Source organism: Photorhabdus heterorhabditis (assembly GCF_018448905.1).
Lineage (GTDB): Bacteria > Pseudomonadota > Gammaproteobacteria > Enterobacterales > Enterobacteriaceae > Photorhabdus > Photorhabdus heterorhabditis.
Genome location: NZ_RCWA01000029.1, coordinates 19,645 through 42,508, shown reverse-complemented (window position 1 = coordinate 42,508; position 22,864 = coordinate 19,645). Strand labels below are relative to the sequence as shown.

Annotated in this window: 19 protein-coding genes; 10 read left to right on the top strand and 9 right to left on the bottom strand. The window is 40.6% G+C overall.

The annotated features are described in order from the left end of the window. Positions 1–170: 170 nt before the first annotated feature. The 7 genes from lepA to acpS all read left to right on the top strand — a co-directional run bounded on the left by lepA (position 171) and on the right by acpS (position 6,639). Positions 171–1,967: a translation elongation factor 4 gene (gene lepA / locus EAE89_RS16685; RefSeq protein ID WP_054479145.1), complete on the top strand. Its 1,797-nt coding sequence runs from the start codon at positions 171–173 to the stop codon at positions 1,965–1,967. A 20-nt stretch (positions 1,968–1,987) separates the two neighbouring features. Then, entirely contained in the window at positions 1,988–2,968 is a 981-nt protein-coding gene (gene lepB, locus EAE89_RS16680) for a signal peptidase I (protein ID WP_054479143.1), read from the top strand. A 169-nt stretch (positions 2,969–3,137) separates the two neighbouring features. Beyond that, positions 3,138–3,818 carry a ribonuclease III gene (gene rnc, locus EAE89_RS16675; protein WP_054479141.1) on the top strand — a complete coding sequence of 227 codons (681 nt, stop codon included), beginning with the start codon at positions 3,138–3,140 and terminating at the stop codon, positions 3,816–3,818. Further along, positions 3,815–4,723, top strand: a complete 909-nt coding sequence (gene era, locus EAE89_RS16670; RefSeq protein ID WP_054479139.1) for a GTPase Era — start codon at positions 3,815–3,817, stop codon at positions 4,721–4,723. The genes rnc and era overlap by 4 nt, the downstream gene beginning before the upstream one ends. A 10-nt stretch (positions 4,724–4,733) precedes the next feature. Beyond that, positions 4,734–5,447 carry a DNA repair protein RecO gene (gene recO / locus EAE89_RS16665; protein ID WP_214086262.1) on the top strand — a complete coding sequence of 238 codons (714 nt, stop codon included), beginning with the start codon at positions 4,734–4,736 and terminating at the stop codon, positions 5,445–5,447. An 80-nt stretch (positions 5,448–5,527) separates the two neighbouring features. After that, entirely contained in the window at positions 5,528–6,259 is a 732-nt protein-coding gene (pdxJ, locus tag EAE89_RS16660; protein WP_054479135.1) for a pyridoxine 5'-phosphate synthase, read from the top strand. Then, positions 6,259–6,639, top strand: coding sequence for a holo-ACP synthase (gene acpS / locus EAE89_RS16655; protein ID WP_054479133.1), 381 nt, complete (start codon positions 6,259–6,261; stop codon positions 6,637–6,639). Before pdxJ ends, acpS begins: the two co-directional genes overlap by 1 nt. Before the next feature lie 2 nt (positions 6,640–6,641). On the opposite strand, the gene EAE89_RS16650 is transcribed toward acpS, so the two are convergent. The 7 genes from EAE89_RS16650 to EAE89_RS16620 form a co-directional block, all read right to left on the bottom strand. Then, positions 6,642–6,902, bottom strand: a complete 261-nt coding sequence (locus EAE89_RS16650) for a YfhL family 4Fe-4S dicluster ferredoxin (protein ID WP_214086261.1) — start codon at positions 6,900–6,902, stop codon at positions 6,642–6,644. A 409-nt stretch (positions 6,903–7,311) separates the two neighbouring features. Beyond that, entirely contained in the window at positions 7,312–8,142 is an 831-nt protein-coding gene (locus EAE89_RS23725; protein WP_244866531.1) for a phage tail protein, read from the bottom strand. Positions 8,143–8,546: 404 nt separating this feature from the next. After that, positions 8,547–8,981, bottom strand: a complete 435-nt coding sequence (locus tag EAE89_RS16640) for a tail fiber assembly protein (protein ID WP_054479128.1) — start codon at positions 8,979–8,981, stop codon at positions 8,547–8,549. A 48-nt stretch (positions 8,982–9,029) separates the two neighbouring features. Further along, positions 9,030–9,773 carry a phage tail protein gene (locus tag EAE89_RS16635; RefSeq protein WP_214086260.1) on the bottom strand — a complete coding sequence of 248 codons (744 nt, stop codon included), beginning with the start codon at positions 9,771–9,773 and terminating at the stop codon, positions 9,030–9,032. A gap of 386 nt (positions 9,774–10,159) precedes the next feature. Next, a complete protein-coding gene (locus tag EAE89_RS23720) occupies positions 10,160–11,032 on the bottom strand; it encodes a phage tail protein (RefSeq protein ID WP_244866529.1) in 873 nt (290 codons plus the stop codon). Between the two features lie 299 nt (positions 11,033–11,331). Continuing rightward, positions 11,332–11,766 (bottom strand): tail fiber assembly protein, encoded by a 435-nt coding sequence (locus EAE89_RS16625; RefSeq protein ID WP_214086259.1) that lies wholly within the window; start codon positions 11,764–11,766, stop codon positions 11,332–11,334. Between the two features lies 1 nt (position 11,767). Next, positions 11,768–12,595, bottom strand: a complete 828-nt coding sequence (locus EAE89_RS16620) for a phage tail protein (RefSeq protein ID WP_054479127.1) — start codon at positions 12,593–12,595, stop codon at positions 11,768–11,770. 710 nt (positions 12,596–13,305) lie between these two features. Between EAE89_RS16620 and EAE89_RS16615 the strand changes: the two genes are divergently transcribed. Together EAE89_RS16615 and tadA are read left to right on the top strand one after the other, a co-directional pair. Beyond that, positions 13,306–13,902, top strand: coding sequence for a gp53-like domain-containing protein (locus EAE89_RS16615; RefSeq protein ID WP_188093331.1), 597 nt, complete (start codon positions 13,306–13,308; stop codon positions 13,900–13,902). 349 nt (positions 13,903–14,251) lie between these two features. Then, entirely contained in the window at positions 14,252–14,758 is a 507-nt protein-coding gene (tadA, locus tag EAE89_RS16610; RefSeq protein WP_072161876.1) for a tRNA adenosine(34) deaminase TadA, read from the top strand. A gap of 14 nt (positions 14,759–14,772) precedes the next feature. Here tadA and EAE89_RS16605 read toward each other — a convergent pair whose 3' ends face one another. Then, positions 14,773–17,079 (bottom strand): Orn/Lys/Arg family decarboxylase, encoded by a 2,307-nt coding sequence (locus EAE89_RS16605; protein ID WP_149616424.1) that lies wholly within the window; start codon positions 17,077–17,079, stop codon positions 14,773–14,775. 126 nt (positions 17,080–17,205) lie between these two features. Further along, complete coding sequence (gene mltF / locus EAE89_RS16600) at positions 17,206–18,627, bottom strand: membrane-bound lytic murein transglycosylase MltF (RefSeq protein ID WP_054479123.1); 1,422 nt, start codon at positions 18,625–18,627, stop codon at positions 17,206–17,208. 267 nt (positions 18,628–18,894) lie between these two features. Between mltF and purL the strand changes: the two genes are divergently transcribed. Continuing rightward, a complete protein-coding gene (gene purL, locus EAE89_RS16595) occupies positions 18,895–22,782 on the top strand; it encodes a phosphoribosylformylglycinamidine synthase (RefSeq protein WP_214086272.1) in 3,888 nt (1,295 codons plus the stop codon). Positions 22,783–22,864: the final 82 nt, after the last annotated feature.

Sequence of the window (22,864 nt, the reverse complement as noted above, 5' to 3'; positions counted from 1 at the left end):
TAATTGACTGATCATACTTAAAGCCACAGGCATGACTAGGTTTTCACAGGTTTGGCATGTAGAATACAGCCTTTCAGGCCAGTGGCCGACCTATAAACCGTCGCTTTATGTCCCTCTGTGTGTCCATTAGGCGAATGATTCAGAAATACCAAGGCAGAAAAATATTTATAATGAAGCAAATACGAAATTTCTCCATTATTGCTCACATTGACCACGGTAAGTCGACGTTATCTGACCGTATTATTCAAATTTGTGGTGGCTTAACAGATCGTGAAATGGCAGAGCAAGTGCTGGATTCCATGGAGCTTGAGCGTGAGCGCGGTATCACCATCAAGGCACAGAGTGTCACTTTGGATTACCAAGCCAATGATGGGCAGCTCTATCAATTAAACTTTATCGACACGCCAGGGCACGTTGACTTCTCATATGAGGTCTCCCGTTCGTTGGCTGCTTGTGAAGGGGCATTGTTGGTGGTTGATGCTGGGCAGGGTGTGGAAGCGCAGACATTGGCTAACTGTTATACCGCTCTGGATATGAATCTTGAAGTTGTTCCTGTTCTGAATAAAATCGATTTACCCGCTGCGGAGCCTGAGCGCGTAGCAGAAGAAATTGAGGACATTGTTGGGATTGATGCTACTGATGCAGTGCGTTGTTCAGCCAAAACTGGTGTAGGCGTACAAGATGTCATTGAGCGTTTAGTTAAAGAGATTCCGGCCCCGGAAGGCGATCCTAATGTGCCGTTACAGGCACTTATTATCGACTCATGGTTTGATAACTATCTCGGTGTTGTCTCGCTGGTTCGTATTAAAAATGGTACTTTACGCAAGGGTGACAAAATCAAAGTGATGAGTACCGGTCAGGTATATAACGCTGATCGTCTTGGAATTTTTACACCGAAGCGAGTTGACCGCGATATATTGGATTGCGGCGAAGTAGGTTGGTTGGTTTGTGCAATTAAAGACATTCTTGGTGCGCCAGTTGGCGATACATTGACGCTGGCCCGTCAACCTGCGGAAAAACCATTGCCAGGTTTTAAGAAAGTAAAACCACAGGTTTATGCGGGGTTATTCCCTATCAGTTCTGATGACTATGAAGCATTCCGTGACGCATTGGGTAAGTTGAGTCTGAATGATGCTTCTCTGTTCTATGAACCGGAAAGCTCTACTGCACTGGGTTTTGGTTTCCGTTGTGGTTTCCTTGGTTTGTTACATATGGAGATCATTCAGGAGCGTCTAGAACGTGAATACGATCTTGATCTCATTACAACTGCACCAACGGTTGTTTATGAAGTGGAAACGACGAGCCACGATATTCTCTATGTGGACAGCCCTTCTAAATTGCCGGCATTGAATAATATTGAAGAGTTGCGTGAACCTATTGCTGAGTGTCATATGCTGTTACCTCAAGAATATTTGGGGAATGTCATTACCTTATGTATTGAGAAACGTGGGGTGCAGACCAACATGGTTTACCATGGTAAACAAGTTGCACTGACTTACGAAATACCGATGGCTGAAGTCGTATTGGATTTCTTCGACCGATTGAAATCCACATCTCGCGGTTATGCTTCACTGGATTATAATTTCACTCGTTTCCAAGCTTCTGATATGGTTCGTGTGGATGTGTTGATTAACGGTGAACGAGTTGATGCATTGGCGTTGATTACTCATCGTGACAATGCTCAGTATCGTGGGCGGGAATTAGTCGAGAAGATGAAAGAGCTTATTCCTCGTCAGCAGTTTGATATCGCGATTCAGGCTGCGATTGGCAATCATATTATTGCTCGCTCAACAGTGAAGCAATTGCGTAAAAACGTCTTGGCGAAGTGTTATGGTGGTGACGTTAGCCGTAAGAAAAAGCTATTGCAGAAACAGAAAGAAGGTAAGAAACGCATGAAGCAGGTTGGTAATGTTGAGTTACCACAGGAAGCTTTCTTAGCCATTCTTCATGTTGGTAAAGACAATTAATAAGGTTGTAAGGAGTCTAAATGGCTAACACTTTTGCCCTGATCCTAACGCTAGCAACGTTAGTCACCGGCATTATTTGGTGTATTGATCGTTTCAAATGGGCCCCAGCGCGCAAGAAAAAACTTGCCAGATTGCAGGAGCTAACTGAAGGTACAATGGATCAGGAGCATCTGGCTGAGACTATTAACAAACCAACATGGATAGATACGTGTTCATCCATTTTCCCAGTGCTGGCCGTGGTTCTGATCTTGCGCTCTTTTGTTTATGAGCCATTTCAGATCCCATCGGGTTCTATGATGCCAACTTTATTGATTGGTGATTTCATTCTGGTGGAGAAATACTCATACGGATTGAAAGATCCCATCACTCAAACCACATTGATTAAGACTGGTGAACCAAAGCGTGGTGATATTGCCGTATTCAAATATCCATTGGACCCAAGTTTTGATTACATCAAACGAGTGATTGGCTTGCCGGGTGATAAAATTATTTATGATCCACTGAAGAAAGAACTGCGTGTTTTTCCTGGTTGCGGTGAAACAAAAAGTTGTAAGGAAGAGCTACCGGTTTCTTATGGTTCATTATTCCCAAGTGAGTGGACAATGAAACAGTATGGTGTCAACTCCCATGGTGAGAACCTGAAAAAGATAGGTGTTTTCCAAATCCCTGTTGAAGAAACTTTACCGCCTTACAGCATGCGGCAGGGTGAACGGATTGAGAATCTGGGTGTGGCAACACACCATATTTTGGAGATTCCGGGGGTACTGCCGAGGCCGAATTTCCGTCAGCCTGGTTTGCCTGAGGGAATGTGGATTGTGCCTGAAGGTCACTATTTCATGATGGGTGATAACCGTGATAATAGTGCTGATAGCCGTGAGTGGGGCTTTGTTCCTGAGAAAAATCTGGTTGGTCGCGCTTCAGCAATCTGGATGAGTTTTGAGAAACAGGAAGGGGAATGGCCTACCGGAGTTCGCTTTAGCCGTATTGGTGGAATTAATTAATATTAGCGAAGCATTAATTTTACTCACAGTGTAGAATATCCTTTCAAACTTAATGACTGGCTCCTGATAAGGAGCCAGTGCAAACGCAACAGTTTTGTCAGGGCTTCCTGTACAGGTCTGTTGCGTGTGCGTTTTTATTTGACGAATTCTGACCTATATTTGGTAGCACATGAATCCCATCGTAATTAACAGATTGCAGCGTAAGCTGGGGTACACTTTTGATCAGCATGATCTGCTGATACAGGCATTAACTCATCGCAGTGCCAGCAGTAAACATAATGAGCGGCTGGAATTTCTCGGTGATTCAATTCTAAGTTTTGTTATTGCCAATGCCCTATATCATCGCTTTCCTCGCGTAGATGAAGGGGATATGAGCCGGATGCGTGCCACATTAGTTCGTGGTAATACTTTGGCTGAATTGGCAAGGGAATTTGAATTAGGTGAATGTCTTCGCCTGGGGCCGGGAGAACTGAAAAGCGGCGGTTACCGCCGTGAATCTATTCTGGCTGATACTGTGGAAGCGCTGATAGGTGGTATTTTCCTCGATAGCGATATTCAAACGGTTGAGAAAATTATTCTGAGCTGGTACGAAACTCGCTTGAATGAAATTAGCCCAGGTGACAAACAGAAAGATCCGAAAACCCGGTTACAAGAATATCTGCAAGGGCATCATTTACCCCTGCCGTCATATCTGGTTGTTATGGTTCGTGGTGAAGCCCACGACCAGGAATTTACTATTCACTGTCAGGTGAGTGGTATCGAACAGCCGGTTAAAGGAACAGGCTCCAGCCGCCGCAAAGCAGAGCAGGCAGCGGCGGAGCAAGCATTGAAACAACTGGAGCTTGAATGAGCGAACAAGAAACCTATTGCGGATTTGTTGCAATAGTCGGACGGCCTAATGTGGGGAAATCCACATTGCTGAATCAGCTTTTGGGTCAGAAAGTGTCTATCACTTCCCGTAAACCACAGACTACCCGTCACCGTATTATGGGTATTCACACTGAAGGGGCTTATCAGACTATTTATGTAGATACTCCTGGGTTGCATATTGAGGAAAAGCGGGCGATTAACCGTCTGATGAATCGTGCAGCCAGCAGTTCTATTGGTGATGTAGAGCTGGTCATTTTTGTTGTTGAAGGTACTCATTGGACGCCAGATGACGAGATGGTGCTGAATAAACTGCGCAACTTGCGTTGTCCGGTTTTATTGGCTATCAATAAAGTGGATAACCTGACTGATAAGGCTATCCTGTTGCCACATATTGGTTTCCTCAGTAAACAGATGAACTTTCTTGATGTTGTACCGATGAGCGCTGAAAAAGGCATGAACGTAGACACAATTGCAAAGATTGTGCGCGGACATATGCCGAAAGCAACTCACCATTTCCCGGAAGATTATATTACTGACCGTTCCCAGCGTTTTATGGCTTCTGAGATTATCCGCGAAAAACTTATGCGTTTTCTCGGTGATGAATTGCCATATTCTGTTACGGTTGAAATTGAACAGTTCATAGCGAATGAGCGCGGCGGTTACAATATTCACGGTTTGATTCTGGTTGAACGTGACGGCCAGAAGAAAATGGTTATTGGTAATAAAGGTAGTAAAATCAAAACTATTGGTATTGAAGCCCGTCAGGATATGGAAAGACTGTTTGATGCTAAGGTTCATTTGGAGCTGTGGGTTAAAGTTAAAGCGGGTTGGGCTGATGACGAGCGGGCGCTGCGGAGCCTGGGTTACGTCGATGATTTGAAATAAGGCGTTGCCTGTGGACGGTTGGCAGCGTGCTTTTATTCTTCATAGGCGCCCTTACAGTGAAACCAGTTTGTTGCTGGATCTTTTTACTGAAAATGAGGGGAGGGTCAGTGTATTGGCTAAAGGTGCGCGCAGCCGTCGTTCCAATTTGAAAGGCTGCTTGCAGCCATTTACCCCGTTGCTGATTCGTTGGAGTGGGCGAGGGGGAGTTAAAACGCTACGTGATGCCGATCCTATTTCTTTAACTCTTCCTCTTACTGGCAGCGTGTTGTACAGCGGTTTATATGTTAATGAATTGCTGTCGAGAGTGCTTGAACAAGGAACGGCTTATCCGGCTCTATTCTTTGATTACCTCCAATGTTTACAAGTTCTTGCTGCCAGTGAATACACACCAGAGCAGGCATTACGCCGGTTTGAGCTGGCGTTATTGGCAAATCTTGGTTATGGCGTTGATTATCTTCATTGTGCGGGCAGTGGTGAATCTGTGACCGATACGATGACTTACCGTTATAGAGAAGAAAAAGGCTTTATCGCTAGCCTGATCATTGATCACTATAGTTTTACGGGGCGTGAATTAAAATCATTGGCAACCCGTGAATTCCCTGATTTGGCAACATTGAAAGCAGCGAAGCGTTTCACGCGTATTGCACTGAAACCCTACCTTGGTGGTAAGCCTTTAAAAAGTCGTGAACTGTTCCGGCAATTTGTACGTAAAAAGCTGGAATAGAAAGAAAACTAATGAATTTGTTTCTCTTCAAGGTGGCAAGAGTCAACTTGTCACATTCAATATGACTACAGGAGATAAATATGGCTGAAATATTATTAGGCGTTAATATCGATCATATTGCGACAGTGCGTAATGCCCGTGGCACAAATTATCCTGATCCAGTTCAGGCCGCTTTTGTTGCAGAACAGGCTGGTGCAGATGGGATTACCATTCATTTGCGTGAAGATCGCCGTCATATTACAGATCGGGATGTTGAACTACTTAGTCAAACTATCCAAACCCGGATGAATCTTGAAATGGCTGTGACAGATGAAATGGTGGATATTGCCTGTCGCATCAAACCTGAATTTTGTTGTTTGGTGCCTGAAAAACGGCAGGAAGTGACAACAGAAGGTGGTTTAGATGTTGTCGGTCAGAAAGATAAGGTTATGGCAGCGGTTAAACGTTTATCTGATGCGGGTATTCTTGTATCTCTGTTTATTGATGCAGATCACCAGCAAATAGATGCAGCCAGAGAAGTTGGTGCACCTTTTATTGAGATTCACACCGGTGCTTATGCTGAGGCAGCAAATGAAATTAAACAAGAAAAAGAGTTTCAGCGGATTAAAAAGGCCGTGACCTATGCGGCGAATATAGGTCTTACCGTTAATGCGGGTCATGGATTGACGTATCATAATGTACAACGTATTGCGGCTCTGCCGGAAATTTATGAATTGAATATTGGTCATGCCATTATTGGACGGGCGGTATTTAGTGGTTTGACTGCGGCTGTAGCAGATATGAAAACTCAGATGCGGAAAGCGCGCGGTTAATGGCTATTATCGGCTTGGGCACAGATATTGTTGAAATTGCCCGTATTGAGGGGGTTGTTGAGCGCTCAGGTGAGCGCTTGGCAAAACGTATTCTCAGTGAATCAGAATGGAAACAATATCAGCAACATAAAAAACCGGTTCGTTTTCTGGCTAAGCGCTTTGCGGTAAAAGAAGCGGCGGCAAAAGCGCTGGGAACGGGTATCCGTAATGGTCTGGCATTTAACCAGTTTGAAGTGGTTAATGATGCTCTGGGAAAACCGACTTTGCGGCTCTATGGTGCAGCAGCAGAATTGGCTCAGAAACTGGGAGCAATATCTTTGCATGTGACATTGGCCGATGAGCGCCGTTATGCTTGTGCGACCGTTATTTTAGAGAGTTAATTTTAGATTTTATCTGCATGATGCAGTAATACAAATTTATCCCACAGTTGCTCTGCTGTTTCTTGTCGGTCTGGATCGGTAATAATAGTATTATTTATCGGACAGACTGATTGGCAAGTTGGGGAATCATAATGACCGACACATTCGGTACAACGCTCAGCATCGATTTCATAAATTGCATCTCCCATTGATATAGCTTGATTGGGACATTCAGGTTCACACATATCACAATTGATACAGCGTTTAGTAATTAGTAAAGACATTTTAATAACTTAGTTTGTTTTGCATTTTATACCAGTGTGTTATCGTCAATTTTAATTTCTTACTATTACACACTTATTGTATTTTTATACGGCATAAATTACATTGAAAAACAAAATCTGGCAACAAAAACCATAATATATGAAATTTTTTCTATACCCAATAGATTTCAAGTTGCAGTGCGGCGGCAAGTGAACGCAGCCAACAAAGAAGCAACTTGAAAGATAACAGGTATAACAGGATATTTACAACCTATAGTATTAGAGTAAATAAAATGATGAAGACCGGATGTTATTCTAATCCCGGTCTTTTTGTTAATGACGATAATGGTAGAATTAACTAATAAAATTCCTATTCTTTATCGAGATAATTCTAAAATCTGAGATAGATAATAACTATTAGCGTTGAAAGTTAGTTATCTGATACTCCTACTACAAATATGCGTGCAGGCTGAAAATTTGTACTGCGAGAGTACCAACGTGATATTATTACTAGGTTTTCTTTATTGATTTTTAATATTTCAGCTCCTTCAGAATATTGACCTCCATTGACATGTCCAGCCATACTTGAAAGTATAGCATGAGGTTTATAAGAGTATGCAATTGGGTATGTAATAGTGAATTGCCCCTCGTTAGCTAAATCTGGAGCCTGCGCATATACAGATTGGAATAAGAGATATTTTCTCTCTGATCCGATGAAAAATGGAATTTTGAAAGTCATGAAATTATTCCCTTGTGTAAACAGAGGAGTACCTGACAATAATAATTCAAATAAACCGAGGTTTTTCACAAACTCATTTTTATTGGGAATGTCTGCACCATTTTGGTTTTTGTCCAATCTGCCGTTAGCATTATCATTTATATCGGAAACAAGTTTCTGAGTTGCAGCGAGTGTATTACTATTGCCAATAATATCTGTGAGTTGAACAATACCTTTTTGTATTAATGAGGCATCAGGAATTTTTGTTGTGATTTTTTGTTCTAATGCTTTATTTAATTGTGCAGTGAGTTTGGTTGTATTACCATCATCCAAAACATCACTGTCAGACTCTGTTGCAATAAAATCAGCGACAACAGATGATATTGTTGATGACTGACGTAATGCCTTATTTAATATATGGGTGGTAAGACCGTCTGGTGGAAATCCAGTCTGCAATTCTGGACTGTTTTCATATGAATTTTGATCCACCACATTAGCACCATCTTTAATAGAAAACGTTTTAAAATCATTTTTGGTATTCATATATATTTTCCTGATTTTTAATAGTGTGTTTTATAGGTGATATTTTGAGTTATTGTAAGGGTGATTTGCTGTCTCTTATATTTTAGGGACAAAAAATAATAATTAAATATCTTTATAACTTATGAGGTTAATTATTTTAGTGTGTTTTTAGTAATAAGTAATTAAATATGTCTTAATTGGAGGTGTATATAAATAATGAGTGTTTATTTTCTGGAGTATATTAAATAATTTCCATATTGAAAGGTTTAGACTGGAAAGTAAATTTCAATAACGAACAAGGTCGCTAATATCGCATGGAGAATAGTTCGGATGATAACAGAATATTTACTGCTGTTGTTCTGGCAATAATACAATAACAAAATGATAAAGACCGGGTTCTTCTTGAATCCCGGCCTTTTTATTAATTACGATAATGGCGCAATTGGCCAGTCAATGTCCGGTGCTTTCGAAGTATCAACCCGGTTAAGCATCACGCGGTATTTTTTCCATTCTTTAAGTGATAACGTTTCTTCATCTGTTGCTATATCAAGTTCTACCGCATCAGCCAGTGGCGTTATTTCTTTATTTGCGAGAGATATAAATTGCTTTCTTTGGATTTCTGCAATAGATATCAATTCCTCTTGTGTTGGGGGTGGAATATCTTCCCAACAAGGCAGGCCATCTTCGCCAGAGGAGCGTATTTTTCCTGTCGGCGGTATTCCCGAAAATTCATTGAATATGTCATCAGTTACAGGTACAGGATCATTTGGCCATGAGCCGGTTTCAATATAATCCTGTTGTAATGATAGTGGATAAAATGCTTTATTTGATGCACTGAATACATAGTTTTTATTGTTCATAATTTCCTACCAGATTTAATTAGATAATCGTCAATTTGATTTTTTAAATTAATATCCTATTGCTATAAAAAATGTTCCAACTGCGGGAGGGTAAGGAGTATTACTTCTATAACACCGAAACTGACTCTGATTTTCTATTTTTGCTCCAAATATTCCTGCTGAGCCGGGGTCCCAAGCATTATGAGTTAAAGTGACACTAAGACATTGATTTGGGAATGGAATTGGAAAGCTATTAAGATATCCGCTATTCGGTTTTCCACTTCCACCGAAAGAAACTAGTGCTGTTCCCCACATTATAATTAGACCTGAAGGTAACTTTTGCCAACCATTCTGAGTTAGGTTTGCGGTGAAAGACGACATATTTGGAAGCTGGTTAATTCTATTATTCACATTATTATTTATATCAGAGACAAGTTTCTGTGTTGCAGCCAGTGTATGACTATTGCCAACCACATTTGTAAGCTGAACAACACCTTTCTGTGTTAATGAGGCATCGGGAATTTGTGTTGTATGTGTTGTGATTTTTTTTTCTAACGCTTTATTTAATTGTGTAGTGAGTTTGGCTATATTACCATCATCCAAAACATCACTGCCAGATCCTGTCGCAATAAAATCAGCTACAACAGATGATATTGCTGATGACTGACGTAATGCCTTATTTAATATATGGGTGGTAAAACCGTCTGGTGGAAATCCAGTCTGCAATTCTGGACTATTTTCATATAAATTTTGATCCACTACATTAGCACCATCTTTAATAGAAAACGCTTTAAAATCATTTTTGTGGTTCATGTGTATTTTCCTAAAATTCAATAGTGTGTTTTATAGATGACAATTTTAATTATTGTAAAGATAATTTCCAATCGCTCATAGTTTAGAGATAAAAGATAATAATTAAATGTCTTTATAACTTATGGCGTTAATTATTTTTCGTGTGTTTTTATTAATAAGTAATTCGATAAGTCTAAGTAATTAATACTTATTTTATAGAAACTTTATTAAATAATTTTCCTATTGAAAAATTCATTATAGAAAGTAGATTTCAATAACAAAGTGATTAAGGCCGGGCTTTGACTTAATCCCGGTCTTTTTTAAGCTATGATAATGTTTGCATTATTTTGTCATAGCTACTAATTTATATGGTAAATAATTACGACAAACCAACTTCAACAGAGATCTTATCTTCCCCATACACGTAAATAGACTATTATATCAGAATCTGGAAAAGCGCCGTGAACCCCTACAGGAAGATAAAGCCCTGTCCACACAGTAATTGAAGTTTTGCTGGCATTTGCTACAAGTGGTGTTTCAATATAAGGCCCCACCGTATCAGTAACTGAAACTGATGCACCAAGAAAAGCAGTTGGAAATGCAATTGGAAAAGAAACATTTGCTCTTCGTTCATGATATGTTGCATTCTTGCTATTAGAATTACTTTTCATAATTACTCTTACATATTGCTCTATAATGCCACTAGGACTCTTCCACCAACCTTTATCGTTATCTAATTTACTGGAAAAGAAACTGGCATCTGGGATTTGATTAGCTGTGTTTCCTATTTCTCGTTTCGCGGCTTCTTTTAAACCTAAATTTTTCACAAACTCATTTTTATTAGGAATATCTGCGCCGTTTTGTGTTTTTTCTAGTCTGTTATTGGCGTTATTATTTATATCTGAGACGAGCTTCTGGGTTGCAGCCAGTGTATTACTATTGCCAACCACATCTGTGAGCTGAACAACACCTTTCTGTGTTAATGAGGCATCGGGAACTTGTGTTGTGATTTTTTTTTCTAACGCTTTATTTAATTGTGCTGTGAGCTTGGCTATATTACCATCATCTAAAACATCACTGCCAGATTCTGTCGCAATAAAATCAGCGACAACAGAGGCTATTGTTGATGATTGACGTAATGTTTTATTTAGTACATGTGTGGTAAGACCTATTGGGGGAAATCCAGTCTGCAATTCTGGACTATTTTCATATAAATTTTGATCTACCACATTAGAACCATCTTTAATAGAAAACGCTTTAAAATCATTCTTTGGATTCATATATATTTTCCTAAATTTCAATAGTAAGTTATATAGATAGAAAATTATTGTAAAGATAATTTTCTATCGGTCATAGTCTAGAGATAAAAAAGAATAATTAAATATTTTTATATCTTATGGGGTTAATTGTTTTTCGTATGTTTTGATTAATAAGTAATTCGACAAGTCTAAGTGATTAATACTTATTTTATAGAAACTGCCTTAAATAATTTTCCTATTGAAAGATTCATTATAGAAAGTAGATTTCAATAACAAAATGATAAAGGCCGGGGTTTGCCTTAGTCCGGCCTTTTTATTAGTTACGATAATGGCGCAATTGGCCAGTCAATGTCCGGTGCTTTTGAAGTATCAACCCGGTTAAGCATCACGCGATATTTTTTCCATTCTTTAAGTGATAGCATTTCTTCATCTGTTGCGATATCAAGTTCTACTGCATCAGTCAGTGGCGTTATTTTTTTATTTGCAAGAGATATAAACTGCTTTCTTTGGATTTCCGCAATAGAGATCAATTCTTCTTGTGTTGGAGGTGGAATATCTTCCCAACAAGGCAGGCCATCTTCGCCAGAGGAGCGTATTTTTCCTGTGGGCGGTATTCCCGAAAATTCATTGAATATGTCATCAGTTACAGGTACAGGATCATTTGGCCATGAGCCGGTTTCAATATAATCCTGTTGTAATGATAGTGGATAAAATGCTTTATTTGATGCACTGAATACATAGTTTTTATTGTTCATATTAATACCCTATTGCTCTATAAAATGCTGCTACAGGAATTTGTAAATTTGGAATACTGCTAAAACATTGGAATTTGGCATTATCGACCATCATTATTGAAAATGTGCCCGCATGTTGAGGGGCGTTACCAACGTGAGTTAACGTGACGTTGAGACATGTATTCGGGAATGGAATTGGAAAGTTATTTAAAGCGCCAGGTTCGGCATAAGCATTGCCTTTAACTGATGCTATTCCCCACATTTCAATTAAACCCGAAGGTAATTTTTGCCATCCGACCTGATTCAGGTTAGCGGTGAAAAACGACATATCAGGTACCTGATTTTCACTATTTCCTATCGTTATTTTTGTTGTATCTGATAAACCAAGGTTCTTTATAAACTCAGCTTTATTAGGAATGTCTGCGCCGTTTTGGTCTTTTGCTAGTCGATTATTAGCATTATCATTTACATCAGAAACAAGCTTCTGAGTTGCAGCGAGTGTATTACTGTTGCCTATTTGGTCTGTGAGCTGAATAATTCCTTTTTCTGTTAATGAGGCATCTCGAACTTCTGTTGTGTTTTGTTGTTCTAAGGCTTTCTTGAATTGGGTGGTGAGTTTGTCTATATCCCCATTATCGAGAACATCTTCACCAGATTGTGTTGCGATAAAATTAGCGACGACAGTGGATATGGTTGACGACTGACGTAATGCCTTATTTAATAGTTCGGCGGTAATATTTCCTGTTGGAAATCCAGCTTGCAAGTTTTGATCTTTTTCATATATTTCTTGCTTCACTATATTTGCATTTTCACTAATAGAAAAAGCCTTAAAATCATTCTTTTGACTCATGTATTTATCTCCAATTAAGTACTGCATTTTATAAGCAATATAGTGAATTTTTGTAAAAACAATTTCTCCCTTTTCACGCCGGCTATAGTTTAGTTATAAAAAGGAATAATGGAATATTTTTATAACTTATAGGGTTAACTATTTTTATATAATTGGTGGTAATAAATATTTTAATGTTTTGTAATATGAAATAGATCTAAATTATTTGTATTTAATGTTTGAAAGTGATTTTTATTAATTTCATTTGCGGTTTGAGAAGGTTGGGTGATTGCCATTGTTATATGAAAATTCCATGTTTTAATTAAAGGTATACTGGGAAAAGTAAAGATTAGTTTTATATTCAAAGGTAATGATATGTTTGGTTGTTATCATGAATTATTTGTTTTTATAATGTGTTGGTGTTATTTTATGGTGAATGTATATCATGCTGAATAATAATGTCGTTCTTCCATGATACGTGTCGGTTTATTTAGTATGTATCTGATTGTATTGTCTTTATAAAGCTAATGTTAATAATATGGTCTGTATGTTTTTATAAATGGAGTTATTTGTATTAGCATGAATTTATTAATTAAATTAATTTTTTATAATGTCGGCATTAAAATAAATTTGTTGATTGATTATATGCTCATGTTAAATTTATATTTGAAAGTCCTTATGTAAATAAAGTTTTCATCAAGAATTTTTGTTATTTTCTATTAGGAGGTTAAATGAGTAATAAGAATGATTTTAAAGCGTTTTCTATTAAAGATGGTGCTAATGTAGTGAGTCAAAATTTATATGAAAATAGTCCAGAATTGCAAACTGGATTTCCCCCAGTCGGTCTTACCACGCATGTATTAAATAAGGCATTACGCCAGTCGTCTACAATAGCCTCTGTCGTCGCTAATTTTATGTCAACGCAGTGTGAAAAGGATGTTCTGGATAATGGAGATTTGGCAACACTTAATAAGACTTTTACTGACTCATTACAGTGCCATATGAAAAAACAATATCCTGGTAGTCTGTCACCTAACGGTTATCAACAACTGCCGGGTGGATTAATACTTCAATGGGGAAGACATAATTTTACTCCATTAGCGAGAAACAAAGTTATTTTACCAACACCTTTTAAATATGGTTTTCTGCGGGTTTTTATGTCACCTGTTGGTGATTGGATATTTCCGATGTCAGCAGCAACTAACGGGACATTGAATACTTTTGATTCTTGGGTTGCTGCGCGAACTGTTAACGCTTATGGAGCTGAAATCAGGTTATCTGCTAATGATACTTATGTCTATGGCGATTATTTCGCAATCGGCTATTAATTAACATATCAAAAAAATAATAAGAATAAGCCGAATTTTTCGGCTTTATTTTTTTATTTTAAAATATATTATGTGAATTTATTTTGGGAATAATGCAGTGGCATAAAATATTTTAAATAATCTCCGGTGTCTATTTTCACCGAAATGATAAGTAAATATACCCTTCATCTTTCAAGCTGCTGCTTTGTTGGCTGCGTTCACTTACCCCAGTCACATCGTTATCTATGCTCCTGGGGATGCGTTCTCTTGCCGCCGCGCTGCAACTTGAAATCTATTGGGTATATATCTGGAAAATAGGAAAAATAAATCGTTATAATTGTCCCTGATAATAGTGAAGTGAGATACCGTAGTGACTAAAATATATAGTGATGAATATTGGATGCAGCAGGCGATGAAACGAGCAATAAAAGCATGGGAGCAGGGGGAAATACCTGTAGGCGCTGTATTGGTCGCAGATAATGAAATCATTGCTGAAGGTTGGAATCAATCTATTATTGCGCATGATCCCTCTGCTCATGCAGAAGTTATTGCGTTACGGAAAGGGGGAGAGCAGTTGCAAAATTATCGTCTGTTAAACACCACTTTATATGTCACTCTTGAGCCTTGTGTTATGTGCGCTGGTGCTATGATACATAGCCGGATACAGCGACTGGTTTATGGCGCTAGCGATATGAAAACGGGTGCAGCCGGTTCTTTGATTGATATATTGCGCCATCCTGGCATGAATCATCAAATTGAAATTACAGGTGGAGTGCTTGCGGAAGAGTGCTCCACGATGTTGAGTGTTTTTTTCAAACAACGTCGGGAGCAACATAAAGCATTAAAAGCAGCCAGAAGACAGCAGGAAGAAAATTAATAAATATTGTTGATTCACTCTTTTAGCACCCATACATGGTACTCGCCGTTTATCATCTCTGCGCCTTCCAGAATTTTCTCGAAGCCTGGGAATCTTTTATTCCACTCATTGATCTGGCGAATATATTGTAACCAGGGAGAATTTTCATCACCAAAGGATTCCCCCGGCATGATGATGGGTATCCCCGGTGGATAAGGAATAACGCCAACAGCCGATATACGTTCTGCTAGTTTACTGAGTGGTATATGTTCAGTACGGCCTGCCATATGGTCAAGGAATGCCTGCCGAGGGAGTTTCACTATGTCAGGTAATTGGCTAAATGATCTTGTTTGTTCAATATCCATTTCATAGTCTTTCATATATCTGAACATTTCGTCCGAAATATCTTTTAGTCCTATATCTTGATAATTTTGAGGATATTGCTTAGTGAGTTTCGGCAAACACTGTTTAAGTGGTGTATTAGCGTCATAGTGCTTCTTAAAGCTTAATAATACATTGAGCAACGTGCCCCATTTGCCTTTGGTGACTCCGAGAGTAAACTGGCAAAGAACGATGAAATCAGTGGTACGTGCAGGTACAATGTCGTGTTGGCTCAGGTAAGCGGAAAGAATTTCGGCTGGAATGCCATTTTCCATCAGTTCATCATTATCATTCATGCCTGGGCACAAAATACCGATTTTCATTGGATCAAGTAGGCACCATTCTTCCGATAGATTGTGAAATCCATGCCATTTTTCTCCCTCTTTTAATACCCAACAGGAGGGATCATTTGCCAATTGTTCTCTGCTTGCTTCATGGAAAGGAATTAATTGACCGCTGTCTGAACTGATAATCTCTCTGGCATTCCAGGGTGAGAAGAACCAATCATCTTTTTGTTTAAATTCATGGTGGGTCTTTGCCAAAGTCAGACGAAAGTCCACGGCTTCATTGATAGCACTTTGTATCAGTCTTTGTCCCTGCGGGCCATCCATCATAGCCGCGCCAATTTCATTAGTAGCGATTAGCGGATATAGCGGTGAAGTTGTGGACTGCATCATATAAGACTCATTGAAACGGGAGTGTTCAATGGGTTTTCTGCCATTGCGAATATGGATATAGGATGATTGCGATAATGCCGCTAGCATTTTATGCGTGGACTGAGTAGCAAATATTGTAGGGCTATTACTATCAAAATCATTTGGTTCACCACGCATTGAATAACGATGTTTATACATCGGGTTAAAACGGGCATAAGCAAACCAGGCTTCATCAAAGTGAATTTGATCAACACTTTTTGCCAATAAATCTTCTACTTGTTCTGAGTGATAACATATCCCATCGTAAGTACTGTTGGTTACGACAGCATAAACAGGTTGGCTGTCTGTAGCATTCTCTTTTAATGGGTGTTCGTCGATGATTTGTTGGATATATTCTGGTTGAAATTGATCTTTAGGAATGGGGCCGATAATGCCATAACGATTGCGTTGTGGAATAAGGTATATGGGCAAAGCCCCTGTCATTATTAAACCTTGTTCAATGGATTTATGGCAATTGCGGTCGCATATAATAATCTCTTTTTCACCAATAACGGCACTCATGATAATACGGTTGGAACCAGAAGTGCCGCCAAGAACACAATAGCTCTGATGAGCACCAAAAATAGTGGCGGCATATTCTTCTGATTCTTTGATTGCACCTGTATGATCTAAAAGTGAGCCAAGTACTGTCCTTTCTACCCCAAGATCACTTCTGAATAGATTTTCCCCAAAAAAATTGATTAATTCTCTTCCTGCCGCTGTTTTGGTAAAAGCGACGCCTCCTTGATGTCCAGGAGTCGTCCAGGAATATTCTGGTGATTCTTGGGTATATTGAAATAATGCTCGGGTGAAAGGAGGTAATAACTGAGCATAGTATTTCTTAATCAGGGCATTGGCGCGGGAGGCGATAAATCCAACCGTATCTTCAAGCATCCAGACAAATTCATCTACTAATCTCATTGCTTCAAGTGTCAGTGTATCTATGCTGGAGTCTTCGGCGGTTAGCAGTACCGGGATAGTGATATTGTGTCTGCGTATTTCTCTCAGCAATTCTGATACTTGTTCATGTGATTCAGCGTTATTGTCACCTGAAGTCCAGTCAACAAAAATACAGCACAGTGAAGCATCAGAAGAAACCGTCGCTATGCCATCTTGAAATGTTGCAGCAGGGATAACGGCAAAATTATTCTTTTTCAATGCATCTATTAGCTCGGTAAATGCACGGCCATTTGCAGTCGTCGGGTTACATACGTGGCTACTTACAACCATAATCTTACTTTGTTCGTTAATATCTAAATTAATCATGATGCATCCTTTAGGTAAGATAGTATCCTGATAAATTTAGTATAGTTAGTTTAATTTGTTGTAAAACATAATATGATTGGGGATATATAATTAACTATCATTGCATTTTTAGCGATAGCTAATTGTTTACTCTGTTTTTGATTTCTCTTCCTGAGAAACTAATTTTTGCCGGTTTTCTTTTGCCTGTAAATATCCAACTAAACTAAGTTGATAACGGCGGATATTCTCGACATAGCGATAAGCTTCATGTCCACGGGCATAACCATAGGTGGTGTTCGTATAATATTTTTTTTGACTTAATAGAGGTATTCGGGCTTTCACATCAAGCCAGCGATCAGGATTGCCTTTTTGTGCTGCTGTCAATTTCCGGGCATCCAACATATGACCGTAGCCCATATTGTAAGCAGCCAGTGCAAACCATATCCGTTCATCTTTAGGGATATTTTCAGGTAGTCGTTTCATCAGATTTTGCAGATAGATTGCACCTCCCTTAATGCTTTCTTCTGGATCAAGGCGGTCAACGACACCAAGCCCTTTAGCGGTTGGATGGGTTAACATCATCAGGCCACGGACCCCTGTTGGAGATGTTGCCTGCGGGTCCCAATGTGATTCCTGCCAGGCAATTGCTGCCAGCAGTTGCCAGCTGATATCACCAGAATATTTTTCAAATAATGGTTGATAAATCGGGAGAATATTATCAATGGCACTAAGAAAAAAGAGGGTATCGAAGTAATCAAACGAACTGACATGAGCAAAATATTTCTCTTCTAGCCGTGGCATCACATCTTCTTCCGTCATTTGACTGAAAAAATCCAACATAGCAGCATAAAGGCTGTAATCATCAGTACGCTTTAAATACCACGTTAAAGGATTATCTTCACTGATATCAAAAGCGACGGCCAGATTAGGGTGAGTACGCTGTTGCAACGCGACATTGATAGAGTCGCCCAAGGTGTAATCTAGTTTGCCCTCTGATACCCGCTCCAGTAATTCCCGGGTGTTGTATTGTTGCGTTTCATCCCATTCAAGTTCCGGGTAAGACTCTTCTTTCATCTTTTTCAGTGTGCTGACGTGAGAAGAACCGGCAGTGACGAGGAGTTTGCCTTTTAAGTCCTTAAAAGAACGAGGGCGCGGAGTACCTTTGCGATAAATCAACTGTTGGGAAACAGAATAATAAGCTGGGCCAGTGTGAGTTTGTGCCAACCTCTCCTTGTTATAGGTCAGACCTGCGGCTAGAAAATCAGCATCACCATTTTCTAGATCGTTAAATAATTGGTTGATATTTTTTCTGAATTTGATTTCCAGTTTAACGCCAAGGTAATCAGCGAAGCGTTTTACCAGCTCATAATCGAATCCATTGGGTTCTTTCTTACCTGTGAGATAAATCAGAGGTGAGCTGATGGTGCTGATCCGCAGTTCCCCCCTAGTAATGATCCTGTTAATCTGCTCCTGCTGTTTATTCGGCCAACTGATGTTTAGGCTGATTATGGCAGCAGAAAAAAGAGCGATAACAATGATAACGAAATAATTTATTTTTATATTATTCAAATGGTTATCTCTGTGTGACGCGATGTGGTGCTATGTGGAAACGCGCTATATTATCATGGTTAAATTTCCAGTGATTGAGCATTTTGCGGAACAAAAACTTACTGCGCAACTTAATTAATACTCTTCGCATAACCTGACAACCAAATACTTAGCCTTAATAATCGTCACGCAAACGGTTTCGTCACTGGTTGCAATCCTTTATAATGTGTTTATTTCCCCGAAGGCATCAGTCAGGTTTTGCTTCTTAAGATGAGAGAATTTATTACTATGGAAATTCTGCGTGGTTCCCCCGCTTTATCAGTATTTCGTATCACCAAGCTCCTTTCTGTGTGTCAGGAACAGCAACTTCCGGTCAATGATATTTATGCGGAATACGTTCATTTTGCAGAGATTAATGCACCTTTGAGTGAGGCTGATTCAGCAAAGTTACAACAATTACTAAAATACGGGCCGTCATTGGCTGAGCATGAACCCAAAGGGACATTGCTGCTAGTGACTCCCCGTCCGGGGACGATTTCCCCATGGTCTTCCAAAGCAACCGATATTGCTCATAATTGTGGTCTATCTCAGGTTGTGCGTCTGGAGCGTGGTCTGGCTTATTACATCCAGTGTGATGAAATGAGTGGTTCACAGTGGCAAATATTGTCGTCATTGCTGCATGATCAGATGATGGAGACGGTTTTTACTCAATTGGAACAGGCGGAAAAATTATTTTCTCATCAGCAACCCACTCCATTAAAGCGCATTGCTATTCTGCAAGAAGGGCGCGGTGCTCTAGAGAAAGCGAATACTGAACTTGGATTGGCATTGGCACCGGATGAAATTGATTATCTGATGGACGCTTTCGAGAAATTGAGGCGCAATCCAACAGATGTTGAACTTTACATGTTTGCTCAAGCTAACTCAGAACATTGCCGCCATAAAATCTTTAATGCTGATTGGATTATTGATGGTCAGGAACAGCCAAAATCATTGTTTAAAATGATTAAAAATACCTATGAGCAAACACCTGATTACGTGCTGTCCGCTTATAAAGATAATGCGGCTGTGATGGAAGGGTCTTCTGTTGGCCGTTTCTTTGCTGGAGTGGAAGGCGGTTCATATGATTATCATCAGGAACAAGCTCATATCCTGATGAAGGTTGAAACTCATAATCATCCGACGGCAATCTCGCCTTGGCCGGGTGCCGCGACCGGTTCTGGTGGTGAAATCCGTGATGAAGGTGCGACGGGACGGGGTGCCAAGCCAAAAGCCGGGTTGGTAGGATTCTCTGTATCCAATCTGCGGATACCGGGTTTTGAACAGCCATGGGAAGCGGATTTTGGCAAACCGGAACGTATCGTCAGTGCTCTGGATATCATGACGGAAGGTCCTTTGGGTGGCGCTGCATTTAATAACGAATTTGGCCGTCCAGCGCTGCTTGGTTATTTTCGTACCTATGAAGAAAAAGTAAACAGTCATAACGGCAGTGAGCTGCGTGGTTATCACAAACCAATTATGTTGGCGGGCGGGATTGGTAATATCCGTGATGAACATGTCAAGAAGGGTGAAATTTCTGTTGGCGCGAAACTGATTGTGCTTGGTGGTCCGTCCATGAACATCGGTTTGGGTGGTGGCGCTGCCTCTTCTATGGCGTCTGGTCAATCTGATGCTGATCTGGATTTTGCTTCTGTGCAACGTGATAACCCGGAAATGGAACGCCGTTGTCAGGAAGTTATCGATCGTTGTTGGCAATTGGGAGAAAACAACCCGATTTTGTTCATTCATGATGTTGGTGCTGGCGGGCTTTCCAACGCTATGCCTGAGTTGGTGAGTGATGGTGGTCGCGGTGGTCGGTTTGAACTACGTAAGATTCTTAATGATGAACCAGGAATGAGTCCGCTGGAGGTCTGGTGTAATGAATCTCAGGAGCGTTATGTACTGGCTGTTGCGCCAGAACAACTTCCTTTGTTTGAAGAAATTTGTCGGCGTGAGCGGGCACCTTATGCTGTTATCGGTGAGGCAACAGCAGAACGTCATTTGCGGCTTAATGATGAGCATTTTGATAATCAGCCAATCGATATGCCGCTGGATGTGTTGCTGGGTAAAACGCCAAAGATGTTGCGTAATGTCAGCACATTAAAAGCTAGAGGAGAAAACCTTGAGCGTCGGAATATTGACTTGGCAGAAGCGGTTAAGCGCATTATGCATTTGCCTGCTGTGGCAGAAAAAACATTCTTGATAACTATAGGTGATCGTACGGTCACGGGAATGGTTTCTCGTGATCAGATGGTAGGCCCGTGGCAGATCCCGGTAGCTGACTGCGCTGTGACTACCGCCAGTCTTGATAGTTACTATGGCGAAGCCATGTCTATGGGTGAACGTGCTCCAGTTGCTTTGTTGGATTTTGCCGCCTCTGCTCGTCTGGCTGTCGGTGAAGCTCTGACCAACATTGCTTCTGCTTATGTCCAAGATTTGAAGCGTATTAAACTTTCAGCTAATTGGATGTCTGCTGCCGGTCATCCTGGTGAGGATGCCGGTTTGTATGCGGCGGTCAAAGCGGTGGGGGAGGAATTGTGTCCGGCATTGGGGCTAACTATTCCGGTGGGTAAAGATTCTATGTCGATGAAAACCAGCTGGAATGATAAAGGTGAAGAGCGTGAAATGACGTCACCTTTGTCGTTGGTTATTACTGCTTTTGCCAGAGTGGAAGACGTACGCCGTACAATAACGCCTGAGCTTTCCATTGATGAAGATAATGCGTTGTTGTTAATCGATCTGGGACAAGGACAGAATACATTGGGCGCTACAGCATTGGCGCAGGTTTACCGTCAGTTGGGTAATAAAACCGCAGATGTACGTAGTGCTGAGCAATTGGCTGGATTCTTCAATGCTGTTCAACAACTGATCGCGGAGCAGAAATTACTGGCTTATCACGACCGTTCTGATGGTGGTTTGCTGGTAACGTTGGCTGAAATGGCTTTTACTGGTCACTGTGGCGTTGAAGCTGATATCAGTGTGTTTGATGAAGATATTCTGGCCGCGCTCTTTACGGAAGAGTTGGGTGCCGTCATTCAGATTCGTTCATCTGAAAGGGCGTTTGTTGAGCAGATTTTGGCAGAACATGGTTTGGCCGATTGCGTGCATTATTTGGGTAAAGCTAAAGCAGGGGATGATTTTGTCATTTTCAGCGGTAATACGGAAGTATATCGCCAGAATCGCAGTACTTTGCGTCGGTGGTGGGCTGAAACCACATGGCAAATGCAGCGTTTGCGCGATAACCCGGAATGTGCAGATCAGGAACATCAGGCGAAACAGGATAATCAGGACCCAGGTCTGAATGTAAAATTAACCTTTGACCATTCAGAAGATATTGCTGCGCCTTACATTTTGCATCAGGTAAGGCCGAAAGTGGCGGTATTGCGTGAACAAGGCGTTAACTCTCATGTTGAAATGGCCGCTGCATTCCACCGAGCAGGTTTCGAGGCTATTGATGTTCATATGAGTGATTTGTTGTCTGGACGTATTGGATTGAGCCAGTTCCAGACATTGGTTGCTTGTGGTGGCTTCTCTTATGGTGACGTATTGGGCGCGGGTGAAGGTTGGGCAAAATCAATTCTGTTCAATGAGCGTGTTCGTGATGAATTTGCGGCTTTCTTTACACGGCCTGATACTTTGGCGCTTGGTGTTTGTAATGGTTGTCAGATGATGTCTAACTTGCGGGAATTGATCCCGGGTGCAGAACATTGGCCGCGTTTTGTACGTAACCGTTCAGAGCGTTTTGAAGCACGGTTCAGTTTGGTGGAGATTGCTGACAGCCCATCATTATTCCTGAAAGATATGGTGGGTTCTCGTCTGCCGATTGCTGTTTCTCATGGGGAAGGGCAAGTGGAATTCCGCGATAGTCAACATCTTCATATGCTTGAAAATAGCCAGTTAGTGGCTCTGCGTTATGTGAACAACTATGGTCAGGTCACTGAAAATTATCCGGCTAACCCAAATGGTTCAGTGAATGGTATTACAGCGGTTACTAGCCTTGATGGGCGTGCAACCGTGATGATGCCGCATCCAGAAAGGGTATTCCGCACTGTCAGTAACTCATGGCACCCAGTGGAATGGGATGAGGATGGCCCATGGATGCGAATTTTCCGTAATGCTCGTAAGCAGTTAGGGTAGTGTTGTAACCGAATAAATAGGGTTCTTTAGTCACGGCAGTGAGAGAATAATTTCAACTGATACGCAAAGGGTGAGCAGAAAT